Source organism: Streptomyces sp. NBC_01463, assembly GCA_036227345.1.
Classification (GTDB): domain Bacteria; phylum Actinomycetota; class Actinomycetes; order Streptomycetales; family Streptomycetaceae; genus Streptomyces.
This window is the reverse complement of sequence record CP109468.1, coordinates 5,462,955-5,476,074: the sequence shown is the minus strand read 5'-3', so window position 1 is coordinate 5,476,074 and position 13,120 is coordinate 5,462,955. Positions and strand designations below refer to the sequence as shown.

Below are 13,120 nucleotides of genomic sequence, written 5' to 3'. Positions count from 1 at the left end.
CCGTGCGGGGTGTGGGCGTGGGCCCGGTTACGCGGGGCGGCGGGCCTCGTCGACGAGGAGGACGGGGATGCCGTCCCGTACCGGGTAGGCCAGGCCGCAGTCATTTCCGGTGCAGATCAGTTCCGGGCTGTCGGCTGCCGACCGGTCGTCGAGCGGGGAGTGGCAGGCCGGGCAGGCCAGGATCTCCAGGAGGCCGGCTTCGAGCGGCATGGGGTGGGTCCCTTCGGGCGGTCGGGCGTTGGGGGCGGAGTGGGTGGTGCGGTGTGTTCTTCGGCTGTGCGGTTGATCTTGTTCTGCCCTTGTGGATCGGGCGAGGTCAGCCTACCGCCGGGGTGGCGGGGGCGCGGCCTGGCCCGGCCGGGGGGTGGGGGCGGTGGGTGGGGGCGGTGGGTGGGGGCGGTGCGAGGGGGTGGGGGGGGCGGGTGGGAACGGGCGGGTGGGGTGCGCCTGCGGCGGGCCTTTTCCCCTGCCCGCCCCTTCCCGTGACCGGGGCTCCGCCCCGGGCCCCGCTCCTCAAACGCCGGAGGGGCTGAAATGTGCCGGTGGGGCGCAGGTGACGGGGTGCCGCGCCCCCGTCCGGCTCCTCAGTCGTTGGTCCGTGTGCGGATCAGGTTCAGGACCTCGTCGCGTACCGCTTCCATCGTCTCCTCGTCGTCCGCCTCGACGTTCAGGCGCAGCAGGGGTTCCGTGTTGGAGGGGCGGAGGTTGAACCACCAGTCCGGGGCGGTGACCGTGAGGCCGTCCAGGTCGTCCGTGGTCACGTTCTCGCGGGTGCCGAAGGCTGTGCGTACGTCCTCCGTGCGGGCCTGCTGGTCGTCGACCGTGGAGTTGATCTCGCCCGAGCCGGTGTAACGGTCGTACTGGGCGACCAGGGCCGAGAGGGTTCCCTCCTGGCCTCCCAGGGCGGCCAGGACGTGGAGGGCGGCGAGCATGCCCGTATCGGCGTTCCAGAAGTCGCGGAAGTAGTAGTGCGCGGAGTGCTCGCCGCCGAAGATCGCGCCGTGCGTGGCCATCTCCGCCTTGATGAACGAGTGGCCGACCCGGGTGCGGACCGGGGTGCCGCCGTGTTCGCGTACGACCTCCGGGACCGAGCGAGAGGAGATCAGGTTGTGGATGATCGTGCCCCGGCCGCCGTTGCGGGCCAGTTCGCGGGCCGCGACCAGGGCGGTGATCGCGGACGGGGAGACGCCGGCGCCCCGCTCGTCCACGACGAAGCAGCGGTCGGCGTCGCCGTCGAAGGCCAGGCCGAGGTCGGCGCCCTCGGCCAGTACCCGGGCCTGGAGGTCGACGATGTTCTTCGGGTCGAGCGGGTTGGCCTCGTGGTTCGGGAAGGTTCCGTCCAGCTCGAAGTACATCGGTACGAGGTCCAGCGGCAGGCCGGCGAGGACCGTCGGGACCGTGTGGCCGCCCATGCCGTTGCCCGCGTCCACGACCACCTTCAGGGGGCGGATCGCGGACAGGTCGACCAGGGACAGCAGGTGGGCGGCGTAGTCCGTGAGCGTGTCGCGTCCGGTGACCGTGCCGGGGGTGGCGGCCGGCTGCGGTGCGCCGGACTCCGACCACTTCTCGACGAGGGTGCGGATCTCGGCGAGACCGGTGTCCTGGCCCACCGGGGCCGCGCCCGCCCGGCACATCTTGATGCCGTTGTACCGCGCCGGGTTGTGCGAGGCCGTGAACATCGCGCCCGGCAGGTCCAGGGCTCCCGACGCGTAGTACAGCTGGTCGGTCGAGCAGAGGCCGATCAGGGTGACGTCGGCTCCGCGGGCCGCCGCGCCCCGGGCGAAGGCTCCCGACAGCCCGGGGGACGTAGGGCGCATGTCGTGGCCGACGACGATCGCGTCCGCCGCAGTCACCTCGACGAACGCCGCCCCGAACAGCTCGGCCATCGCCTCGTCCCACTGGTCGGGCACGACTCCGCGCACGTCGTACGCCTTCACGAGCTGCGACAGATCTGCGGTCACGGGCCGGTCCTCCTGAGGTTTCTTCGGACCGCCAAACTACCCGGCGGTCCGGAACGCCTCATGCGCCGGATACTCCGGGCCACGGCTCCAGGTTCAGGACTCGGGTGAGCGGAGCACGCGCAGGTGGCCCCGGCGGCCGACCTCCATCGGGTCCGCGGTGCGCGGACCGCCGCCCCTGGTCCCGTCCGCGCGGTCCTGCGGACGCGCGGCTTCCCGCACGGCGTTGGCCAGGGCTTCGAGGTCGTCACCGCTGGGGCGGGTGGGTGCGGAGGGGTCGGAGAGCCGGACGACCTCCCAGCCGCGGGGCGCGGTCAGGCGCTCGCTGTGCTCGGCACAGAGGTCGTAGCAGTGGGGCTCGGCGTAGGTGGCGAGCGGGCCGAGGACCGCAGTCGAGTCGGCATAGACGTACGTCAGTGTCGCGACGGCAGGGCGGCCGCACGCGGTGCGCGAACAGCGACGTACAAGGCTCACGATGTTGGACGGTACCGCACTCTTGAGCGGGCTGCGACGACTCTCCCTCAGGTCACCCCACCGTGTCGCCCTGTGATGCCGGGCACACCCGCTTCCCGGGCAACTCCCCTGACCTGCACGGGGGGAGAGGGACGCGGACGGCGTCGACAACGATTCCGGTCACCACTCGGCGCAAAACCTGACAAACAGTGGTCGGCCGACGGTCGGGAGCAGGGCCTGAAACGGGTCACGGCGTGGCCGGAACGTTCAGAAACGGACAGGTGGGTTCCCCGCCGGACAGCGGCGGGCCCGTCACCCGGCGGAGGGTTACGCTGCGTCAGTGATGGACAGTCCCGTACCGCCCCTCCCGTCCGAGCCGCGACCGCGGCGCCGAGACCGACACGGCCGCGGCATGCGCGGGCCCGTCGCACCTCCGCAGGTGCCGCTGTCGGCCAGCAGGGCGGACAGTTTCCGTGATCTGGTGCAGGACTCGGTGGAACGGCTGGAGCGGCGCTGGCCGCAGCTGGCCGAGGTCGACTTCGTCGTCCTCGACGTGCCGGGGACCGCGGAGGAGACCGTGCCGCTGGGCGTCGCGCTCCCCGCGCAGAAGGAACGGCCCGCGCAGATCGTCGTCTACCGGCGCCCCGTCGAGATCCGCACCAAGAACCGCGACGAGCGGGCGATGCTGGTGCACGAGGTCGTGGTGGAGCAGGTCGCGGAGCTGCTCGGCCTCTCGCCGGAGTCGGTCGATCCCCGGTACGGGCAGGAGTAGCCGTCCCGTACGGCCACGCCCGCCCGTCCCCTCCGCGTCAGTCGTCCAGGACCGACAGGTCCTGTTCGGCGGCCGGGACCTCGACCGTTCCGCCGTCGTCCGGCAGCGTCTGCACCGTGAACATCGGGATGCCGTCCAGCGGGACCGTCAGCGTGCGGGCGGCGTGGACCGGGCCGCCCGACTGCGTCTCGACGGTCAGCGCGTACGTGCCCTTGAGGCCGGCCGGTACGGGCGGCGTGACCGCGAGGGTCGTACCGGCGCCGACCTGGTACGTCTTGCTGACCGGGGTGCCGCCCTTGCTGCCCGCGGACGCCGTGACCTTCACACTGCCGGCGGCGCCGGGTGCGGTGAGCGAGAGGACCGAACCCTTTGCCCGGTTGTCGGCGGCGGTCGCCTGCGCGCCCACCGGGCCGGTCGCCGGGATGTAGCCGACCTCCTGCTTGTCGCCCTTGCCGCGGACCACGCGCAGCGCGGCCACCACCGGAGTGGTCTTGCCCTCGGCGGGCTTCAGCAGCAGGGAACCCGCCTCGCCCCTCGTCAGGTTCTTCAGGTCGACGCCGGCGGTCATCCGCGACTTGACGTGCAGGTCCTCGTGGCCCGCCGGTGAGATCGCCCCGGTCTTGCCGAGCAGCTTCAGTTCGAGGTCGGCGTCGTCCTCGCCGGGGACGAAGGCGACCAGCCGTACGGAGGTGGCGTCCGCCGGGATGCCGGGCAGGACCAGGGTGCTCGCCGGGTCGGCGGAGGCCGTGAGCCAGTCGCTGCCGTTCTCGCTGTCCGCGGCCCTGACGACCGCGCCGACGCGTCCGGTGCGCGTGGTGACGTGGACGGTCACATCGTCGGCGGCCTTGCTGGTCAGCGTCGAGATGAGGACCCGGACGCCGGACCTGGCGGGGACGGTGATGCCCTCGCCGACGTCGGACTTGAGCGTGCCGTCCGGGCCGTACAGCTCGATGTCGGCGACGGCGGCGGTGTCGTCCGGGTTGGTCAGGTGGACGTAGTCCTCGCGGGACTTCGCCGTGCTCGCGGCCGGGAACCAGAAGTCGGTGTCGGGCGCGGTGCAGCTGACGCCGAGCAGGCCGCGGGAGTCGCCCGCCTCGACGGTGGTGGTCTGCTGGGCGGTCCAGCCGGGGGCCAGCCGGCCCGTGGCGGTGCCGACGAGTGCGGGGGCGTCCCCGCCGGACGCCTCGGCGGTGGCCGGTTTCCCGGGTTCCTTGAGGGAGACGACCGGCTTGTCCGCGTCCGCCTTCTTGGTCTTCTTGTCCTTGTCGTCCTTGTCCTTCTTGGTGTCGGCGTCCTTGACGGCCGTGGACCCGAGTTCGGCCGCCCCGGCCGTTCCGTCCGCGCCGCCGCTCTTCGCGAGCGGGGTGAAGGAGGTGTACGTCGTCTCCGCGAGATCGGACAGGCCGGGGGCCGGGCAGAGCAGGCTGGACCGCTCCACGGGCAGCCGCTCGGCCGCCCTCGCCTGCGTCGTGCCCCCGTCGCCCGGTGCGGTGACCGCGGCGAATCCGGTGACGGCGGCGAGGGCGACGGCCCCGGCGATGAGGGACAGGCTGGTGGACTTCACTCGGACTCGCCTCGCGATGTGTTGCCGGTCGGCCACGGGTTCTGGCCCGGGGCGGGGTTGTCGTCGGGGTTCTCTTCGGGACTGTGCGGCTGGTTCCGCGGGTCGTACGGGGCCTGGCCGCCGTACGCGCCCTGGTCGCCCCCGTACTGGCCCTGGTCGTCGTACTGGCCCGCGCCGTACTGGCCGGTCCCGTACGGGTCACCGGTGCCGTAGGGGGCGGCGTTGCCGTACGGGTTGTCGGGGTCGTACGTCCCGCTGTTGTCCTGCGGGGCGTTGCCGTACTGGGCCGGGTCGTACGGGGCGTACTCGCCCTGCTGCTGGGGATAGCCGAACGCGTCGTAGCCACCGGTGCCGTCAGGCTGCTGCTGCGGCTGTTGCTGCTGCTGCCCGGCCGCGTACTGGCCTTCCTGGTACTGGCCCTCCTGGTACTGCGGGTAGCCGGCGCCCTGGTACTGCTGGGCGTCCCACTCGCCGTACTGCTGCTGCGGCACCGCCGCGTACTGGCCGGTGTCGCCTTCGGACTGCTGGGGGACGAAGACGTGTCCGTCGTCGTCGGCATCCCGCGACGGTTCCGGGACGGTGGCCTGCGGGCCGGTCTGCTGGTCGGGGACGTACCCCGCCTGCTCCCCCGCACCCGGGGTGTCGCCGTCCTCACCCTGCGCCTCGCCCTCGGCCAGCGCGGCCGCGCGGAGCCTGCGGGCACGGCGGCCGTCGCCGGACAGCGCCTCGGCGGGGACCGCCACGGCCTCCTCGGGCAGGTCGTCGTCGATCTCGCGGCGACGGCCCGGCAGGGCCAGGACCAGCAGGACCACGGCGAACGCGGCCTGGGCCCAGATCCATACGGAGTGGGTGAACGGCGTCTCGTACGTGAGGTCCAGCGTGCCGCCCTCGGTGGGCAGCTCGAAACCCTGCGCCCAGCCGTCGACGGTCTTGCGGGTCAGCGCCCGGCCGTCGAGCGTGGCCTGCCAGCCGGGGTCGGCGGCGTCGGCGATCCGCAGGACCCGGCCCGCGGCGCCCTCCGGGATCTTGGTGTGCGCCTCGACGGGGGCGGACCCCACCGGCAGCGACTCGTCACCCGCGGCCGACGGGACGATCATGATCCGGGCGACCTGACGGTCGACCCGCCACAGCGCGCTGCCGTCGAGCTGGCTGAGCCGGCTGAGTCCCGGCGTCGCGTCGAGCACCCGGCTCATCTGCTTCGGCGCCCCGTCCCGGACGAGGACGTAACGGATCGCGAAGCCGCTGAGCTGGCTGCCCTGGTCGGCGCCGGAGCCCGCCACGAGGTTGGCGACGACCTTGTCGAGGTGGCTGTTGCCGCCACCGGCCGCGGCCAGTTCGGCGTCGCCCAGCCGCGCGCCGGAGCCGCGGACCAGGGTGTACGCGACGGAGGTGGGCGAGGTGCCGCCGAGCACCAGGGTGCGCGGCTGGTCGCGGGTACCGCTCTCCTCGGCGACGAACGCGGGCACCTGCACCGGGTCGCGGCGCTCCAGGGGGCCCGCGGCGCCGCCGATCATCCAGCCGACGGCGGCCAGCAGGGGGGCGATCCCGGCGGCGAGCGCGATCAGGACGGCGACCGGCTGGCGCCAGCCGAAGCTGAGCTCGGCGACGCGGATCCGGGCGCCGTCCGCGCCGACCAGCGCGGCGGCGATGAGCGCGGCGCCGTAGACGAGGGTGGCCGGTCCGGCCCAGCCGGAGCCGTTGGCGAGCCCGGCGAAGGCCAGGGCCACCAGGGCGACGACCCAGGCGGTCCGGGCCGCGAACTGACGCTCCCCGCGCAGCAGCGCGGCCAGGGCCGCGAGCACGATGCCGAGGAGCAGGACGCCGCCCGCCGCCTTGGGCCCGCCGGGGCTGATCCCGAGCAGGTCCAGTGCGGAGGCCGAGCCCGAGCCGGTGTCCAGGCCCGCTTCGTCCAGGAAGCGCGACGGGCTGGTCAGCAGGGACAGCGACCAGGGCGCGAGAACGAGCAGCGGGGTGCCGATCGCGGCGAGGAAGCGCAGGCCGTAGGCCGTGATGTCGTTGCGGCGCAGCGCCAGCACACCGACGCCGAGGACCACGGCGAGCGGCCACACGACGGGGGTGAACGCCATCGCGAGGGTGAGCAGCAGTGTGTACGCCCAGGTGGCGCGCCAGCTGCCGCGTACGTCGCCGCCGCCGCCGCTGCGCAAGCCGTACGCGGAGACGGCCGTGCGCGCGATCAGCGGGAGCAGGACGGCGAGGACCGCGGTGCCGAGGCGGCCGGTCGCCAGGGCGCCGGTCGCGGCGGGCAGGAAGGCGTACGCGACGCTCGCCCAGGCCCGCAGCAGCCGCGAGGGCAGCAGCGGGCGCGAGACGAAGTACGCGGTGAGTCCGGCGAGCGGGACCGAGCAGACCAGCAGCAGGGTGAGCGCGAAGCCGGTGGAGCCGAGGAACAGCGCGGACAGCGCCGAGATCACGGCCAGGTAGGGCGGGGCGGTCTGGGTGCCGCCGGTGCCGACGGTGTGCCAGCCGTCCGCGTAACGGCCCCACAGGTCGGAGACGTCACCGGGTGCGGGCAGCAGGGCGCCGCCGGCCAGTGCGCCGCCGCCGAGGAGGCTGCGGCAGGCGACGAGTGAGACGAGGAGCAGAACGGCGAAGAGCACCGGGCCGGGCTTGCGGCCGACGCGCTTGAGGCGGGCGAACTGGTCGATCTCCAGGAAGTCGGCGTCGTCGCCGCCCGGACCGGACTCGACGGCGCCGTGCCGCGAGCCGCTCGCCTCGGCCTCCGCGCCGCCGCCGAAGTTCCCGGCGACCTGTTCCACGGTCGCGCGGACGGTGGCGCCGGGTGCGGGGAAGAGGCCGCGCAGCTCGGCCGGGTCGACGGCCCCCTTGCCTCGCCGGCTTCGTGCGCTGAGGATGCGGCCGGGGCGCAGCAGGGTGCCGAGGAGGCCGGTGACCTCGTCGAGTGCCTGGCCCGGCACCTTGCCGACGAGATAGGCGAGCGTCCGCAGCAGGGTGCCGAGCACGAGCCGCAGCAGCACCCAGGGCAGTCGCTTGCCGGGGGCGTTGACGAGCATGGTGTAGACGGCGCCGGCCTTGTCGACGCGGTGCGGGCTGGAGACGGAGCGCCCGGCGCAGTCGATGGGGCGGCGCTCGCGGGCGGACGCCTCGGCGTGCCGCAGGACGGCGTCGGGGGCGACCAGCACCCGGTGGCCCGCCATGTGGGCGCGCCAGCACAGGTCGACGTCGTCACGCATCAGGGGCAGCCTGCGGTCGAAGCCGCCGAGCTCCTCCCAGACGTCCCGGCGGATCAGCATGCCGGCGGTGGAGACGGACAGGACGGTACGGACCTGGTCGTGCTGGCCCTGGTCCTGTTCGCGCCGGTCGAGTCCGGTCCAGCGGCGCCCGCTGTTGGCGATGGAGACGCCGACTTCGAGGAGCTGGCGGCGGTCGTACCAGCCGCGGAGCTTGGGTCCGACGATCGCGGCGTGCTGGTCGTTGTCGACGACGCGGAGCATCTCGGCGAGGGCGTCGGGTTCGGGTGCGCAGTCGTCGTGGAGCAGCCAGAGCCACTGCACCGGCTCGCCGTGCGGCAGTTCGGGCAGGTCGTAGGCGTCGTCGCGCCAGGACCTGGTGACCGGGTCCCAGCCGCTGGGGCGCTTGAGGTACGGCAGGTCGTCCGGGGTCAGGACACCGGCGGTGCGGCTCGCCTCGTCGACCGCGGTGCCGAAGCTCGTACGCCTTGCGAGGTGCAGGACACGGTCGGCGCCGAGCGCCTCGGTGACCAGTCGCGCGGAGTCGTCGGCGCTGCCGGTGTCGGCGGCGACGACGTTCTGTACGGGGCGTTCCTGCCCGAGCAGCCCGGAGAGCGCGTCGGGCAGCCAGCGTGCGCCGTCGTGGGAGACGAGCACGGCGGTGACGACGTGCCGGGGGAACTCTGGGGCGGCGGCGGCCGCGTACGGCGCCGTTGCTTGGCTGTGCACGGACATCGAGGTACGGGCCCTCCGGCCGGGTCCGGGGGACGTCCCCCGGGGGCTGCATCGGTGTACACGCGCGCCCTGTCGGGTCGTTGGCGCGTCTCGGACGGGGCCCCACACTAACGGTACGGATAACCGGGGTGGCGCGGACCGGTTGATCGGGGGCGGGGGCGCAGCGGCGGAGGGCGGCCGAAGTCCGGGCCCGGTAAGGCGGATGAGGGGTTCGTACGTCTCCCGGCCCGGGTACGCCGATGGCCCGCCGCCTGCGGGCAGGGTGCAGGCGGCGGGCCATCGGCGGTGCATGCCATGGAGCGGTGGCCGGCCCGGGAGAGGTCAGCTCCGCGGGTCCCTTCGCCGGGTTCCCTGGTCGGGCTCCCCGCTCCGGTTCCCTGCTCGGTCCGGCTCCGGATGTCCTCCGTGTTCTCCGGTGGGAGCGGTCAGACCGCGGCCTTCTTCAGACGCCGTCGCTCACGCTCGGAGAGACCGCCCCAGATACCGAAGCGTTCGTCGTTGGAGAGGGCGTACTCCAGGCATTCGGACCGGACTTCACAGGCGAGACAGACCTTCTTCGCCTCGCGGGTGGATCCGCCCTTCTCGGGAAAGAAGGACTCGGGATCGGTCTGCGCGCACAGTGCGCGCTCCTGCCAGCCGAGTTCCTCGTCCGCGTCCTCGACCAGCAGTTGCTGGAACAGCTCGGTCATGTGCGCCCCTCGTCTGTCTCTTGCGTCCCCGTGATGCGGCCGTTATCGAATCGGCCGAACGACACGAGTGAAATTACAAGTGTGTAGCTTCGGGCCAGTCAAGCGCAGATCTGCTATTGGGCCCGGTATTCACTCTGCGGAACCAAGCGTATGCGTAAAGTGTTCAAATCACCAAAAACCTGACATATGCCATCGGCTCCGTCACCCCCGCGTCCGTCACTCACAGGAACGCCCCGGAGGGCGGACACGTTGCGATTCGATCACCGAAGCGATCAAGATCACAGTCGGGTCACGGGGCCGCGACCGCGTTTATCTCCGCAGCTGTTGCGCCACATCTCCGGCATCGGGGCTGCATAAACCTTTCTCCGGGTGGAGTAACCGGATGAGGTGAAACATTACCGCCAAATCGGGCATTGGGTTGACAGTCGGAGGTTCTCCGGTTCTCCTTGATGTCATGCCAGTGACCTCAGCGATGCGCGCCACCCACATCCGTGGGTTCCGCAGCGCTGTCCAGGCTCGCTGTTGCTGTTCCAGCTGTCTCGGTTGTTGAAGCCCCCGCGCTCCAGCCACACAGCTCCTACCGGACCTCCGGACCTCCCCACGCGGCTCCACGCCCTGCGGTCACCGGTCCCAGCGGTCCTCGCGACACCCCCATCAGCACTGCACCAGCACCACTGCACCCTGCCGAGGAACCACCGCACCCATGAACAGCGACAGCGACCTCCAGATCGCCGGCGACCTCCTCGAGGTCCCGCACCTGCTGCGCCCCGCGCGCGAGCACCCCGCCACGGTGGCCGAATTCGTCGGGCTCGCCCGCGCCGTCGCCGCCGACCGCTCCCAGTGGGCCCACCTCGTCCAGTACGACGCGGCCACCCGCTGGTACCACCGCCTGCGCACGGTCCCCGCTCTCGGCTCCGCCCGGGCAGGAGAGACCCCGCTCGGCTACGAGATCTGGCTGCTCAGCTGGGTCCCGGGCCAGGGCAGCGGGCTGCACGACCACGGCCCGTCCTCCGGTGTACTCACCGTCCTGGACGGCGAACTGACCGAGCGTACGGACCGCGGACAGCGGACCCTCGGCTCCGGCGCCCAGCGCGTCTTCGCCCCCGGCTACGTCCACGAGGTCGTCAACGACTCCCTCGAACCGGCCGTCAGCCTGCACATCTACTACCCGGGCCTGACCGACATGCCGATGCACGCCACACAGTGCACGGCGGCCGTCCCGGCCGTCTGATCGGCCCGCCTCCAACCACCCCGACAATGATCAGGCTCCGCCTGACAGTCCCACCCGTCTCCCCACCACCACCACCCCGACAATGATCAGGCTGCGCCTGACAGACTGTTTGCATGCGCATTGTGGTTCTGGCCGGCGGTATCGGTGGTGCTCGTTTCCTGCGTGGCCTCAAGGAGGCCGCGCCCGACGCGGACATCACGGTCATCGGCAACACGGGTGACGACATCCATCTGTTCGGACTCAAGGTCTGCCCCGACCTCGACACCGTGATGTACACCCTCGGCGGTGGCATCAACGAGGAGCAGGGCTGGGGCCGTACCGACGAGACCTTCCACGTCAAGGAGGAACTCGCGGCGTACGGCGTCGGCCCCGAGTGGTTCGGGCTCGGCGACCGCGACTTCGCCACCCACATCGTCCGTACGCAGATGCTCGGCGCGGGCTACCCGCTGAGCGCCGTCACCGAGGCGCTCTGTGCGCGCTGGAAGCCAGGGGTCCGGCTGCTGCCGATGTCCGACGACCGGATCGAGACGCATGTGGCCGTCGACGTCGACGGTGAGAGCAGGGCCATCCACTTCCAGGAGTACTGGGTGAAGCTGCGCGCCTCCGTCCCGGCGCAGGCGATCGTGCCCGTCGGTGCCGAGCAGGCCAAGCCGGCTCCGGGCGTCCTGGAGGCGATCGCCGGGGCCGACGTCATCCTCTTCCCGCCGTCGAACCCCGTGGTGTCCGTCGGGACCATCCTCGCCGTGCCCGGGATCCGGGAGGCCATCGCCGAGGCCGGGGTGCCGGTCGTCGGCCTCTCCCCCATCGTCGGTGACGCACCGGTGCGCGGGATGGCCGACAAGGTGCTCGCCGCGGTGGGCGTCGAGTCGACGGCCGCGGCGGTCGCCCGGCACTACGGCTCCGGGCTGCTCGACGGCTGGCTCGTCGACACCGTGGACGCGGGCGCGGTGGACGAGGTGGAGTCCGCGGGCATCCGCTGCCGTTCCGTGCCGCTGATGATGACCGATGTCGCCGCGACCGCCGAGATGGCGCGGCAGGCGCTGACCCTCGCGGAAGAGGTACGCGCATGAGTGCCGCCGCTCCGGACGCCGCGCCCTCCTTCCGGGTGTGGGCGCTGCCCGGGATGCCCGAGGTGCGGGCCGGGGACGACCTCGCGAAGCTGATCGCCGCCACCGAGCCGGGTCTCGTCGACGGCGACGTGCTGCTCGTCACCTCGAAGATCGTCTCCAAGGCGGAGGGCCGGATCGTCGAGGCCACCGACCGGGAGGCGGCGATCGACGCCGAGACGGTACGGGTGGTGGCGCGGCGCGGCACGCTGCGGATCGTCGAGAACCGGCAGGGCCTCGTCATGGCCGCCGCAGGGGTCGACGCGTCGAACACCCCCGCCGGGACGGTCCTGTTGCTGCCCGAGGACCCGGACGCCTCGGCGCGGGCGATCAGGGCGGGGCTGCGGGACACCCTCGGCGTCGAGGTCGGCGTCGTCGTCACGGACACCTTCGGGCGGCCGTGGCGCAACGGACTGACCGATGTCGCGATCGGGGCGGCCGGGGTGCGGGTGCTGGACGATCTGCGGGGCGGCAGCGACGCGTACGGCAATCCGCTCAGCGCGACCGTGGTCGCCACCGCCGACGAGCTGGCCTCGGCCGGTGATCTGGTCAAGGGCAAGGCGGACGGCCTGCCGGTCGCGGTCGTGCGGGGGCTGGGCCACGTCCTGGACCCGGCCGACGCCGCCGGGGCCCGGGCGATGGTGCGGGTCGCGGCCGACGACATGTTCCGGCTCGGGACGTCCGAGGCGGTCCGGGAGGCGGTGACCCAGCGGCGCACGGTCCGCGAGTTCACCGACGAGCCGGTGGACCCCGGGGCGGTGCGGCGTGCGGTGGCCGCGGCGGTGACGGCGCCCGCGCCCCATCACACGACGCCCTGGCGGTTCGTGCTGCTGGAGTCGCCGGAGTCCCGGAGCCGGCTGCTGGACGCGATGCGGGACGCGTGGATCGCGGATCTGCGGCGGGACGGCAAGAGCGAGGAGTCGATCGCGCGGCGGGTGAAGCGGGGCGATGTGCTGCGCCGGGCGCCGTATCTGGTGGTGCCGTGCATGGTGATGGACGGCTCCCACACGTACGGGGACGCGCGGCGGGACGGGGCGGAGCGCGAGATGTTCGTGGTCGCCGCGGGAGCCGGGATCCAGAACTTCCTGGTGGCGCTGGCGGGCGAGCGGCTGGGGTCGGCGTGGGTGTCCTCGACGATGTTCTGCCGTGATGTCGTGCGGGAGGTGCTGGAGTTGCCTGCGTCGTGGGATCCGTTGGGGGCGGTGGCCGTGGGACGGGCCGTGGACGCGCCGGCGCCGCGGGTGGGGCGCGATGCGGAGGGGTTCGTCGCTGTGCGGTGAGGCGGTGGCCGGTGGTGGGTGGTTTTCGGGGCGCTGCCCCGGACCCCGGTCCTCAATCGCCGGACGGGCTTGAAAGGGACGCTCCGGTGCGCGATGGGAGCCGGACGGGCTTGAATGGGCCGC

Annotated in this window: 10 protein-coding genes; 4 read left to right on the top strand and 6 right to left on the bottom strand. The window is 72.8% G+C overall.

Translation table 11 applies throughout. From position 1 onward, the window contains the following. Positions 1-27 precede the first annotated feature (27 nt). From OG521_24350 to OG521_24340, 3 genes are all read right to left on the bottom strand, one after another. A complete protein-coding gene (locus OG521_24350; protein WUW23733.1) occupies positions 28-210 on the bottom strand; it encodes a Trm112 family protein in 183 nt (60 codons plus the stop codon). Between the two features lie 374 nt (positions 211-584). Continuing rightward, entirely contained in the window at positions 585-1,961 is a 1,377-nt protein-coding gene (locus OG521_24345; protein WUW23732.1) for a phosphomannomutase/phosphoglucomutase, read from the bottom strand. 93 nt (positions 1,962-2,054) lie between these two features. Then, complete coding sequence (locus OG521_24340; protein ID WUW23731.1) at positions 2,055-2,432, bottom strand: DUF3499 domain-containing protein; 378 nt, start codon at positions 2,430-2,432, stop codon at positions 2,055-2,057. Between the two features lie 322 nt (positions 2,433-2,754). Between OG521_24340 and OG521_24335 the strand changes: the two genes are divergently transcribed. Further along, the gene (locus tag OG521_24335) at positions 2,755-3,183 is read left to right on the top strand and encodes a metallopeptidase family protein (protein WUW23730.1); all 429 of its coding nucleotides are present in this window, start codon (positions 2,755-2,757) and stop codon (positions 3,181-3,183) included. Between the two features lie 37 nt (positions 3,184-3,220). Here OG521_24335 and OG521_24330 read toward each other — a convergent pair whose 3' ends face one another. The 3 genes from OG521_24330 to OG521_24320 form a co-directional block, all read right to left on the bottom strand. Beyond that, on the bottom strand, positions 3,221-4,747 hold the full coding sequence (locus tag OG521_24330; GenBank protein WUW23729.1) for a DUF5719 family protein: 1,527 nt from the start codon (positions 4,745-4,747) through the stop codon (positions 3,221-3,223). Then, positions 4,744-8,691 (bottom strand): glycosyltransferase, encoded by a 3,948-nt coding sequence (locus OG521_24325; protein ID WUW23728.1) that lies wholly within the window; start codon positions 8,689-8,691, stop codon positions 4,744-4,746. The genes OG521_24330 and OG521_24325 overlap by 4 nt, the downstream gene beginning before the upstream one ends. A 425-nt stretch (positions 8,692-9,116) precedes the next feature. After that, a complete protein-coding gene (locus OG521_24320) occupies positions 9,117-9,380 on the bottom strand; it encodes a WhiB family transcriptional regulator (protein WUW23727.1) in 264 nt (87 codons plus the stop codon). Between the two features lie 703 nt (positions 9,381-10,083). On the opposite strand from OG521_24320, the gene OG521_24315 reads away from it, so the two are divergent. The 3 genes from OG521_24315 (at position 10,084) to OG521_24305 (ending at position 12,997) form a co-directional block, all read left to right on the top strand. Beyond that, positions 10,084-10,611 (top strand): cysteine dioxygenase family protein, encoded by a 528-nt coding sequence (locus OG521_24315; GenBank protein WUW23726.1) that lies wholly within the window; start codon positions 10,084-10,086, stop codon positions 10,609-10,611. Between the two features lie 113 nt (positions 10,612-10,724). Beyond that, on the top strand, positions 10,725-11,681 hold the full coding sequence (cofD, locus tag OG521_24310; GenBank protein WUW23725.1) for a 2-phospho-L-lactate transferase: 957 nt from the start codon (positions 10,725-10,727) through the stop codon (positions 11,679-11,681). After that, a complete protein-coding gene (locus tag OG521_24305) occupies positions 11,678-12,997 on the top strand; it encodes a coenzyme F420-0:L-glutamate ligase (GenBank protein ID WUW23724.1) in 1,320 nt (439 codons plus the stop codon). Before cofD ends, OG521_24305 begins: the two co-directional genes overlap by 4 nt. The last annotated feature ends 123 nt before the right edge of the window (positions 12,998-13,120 follow it).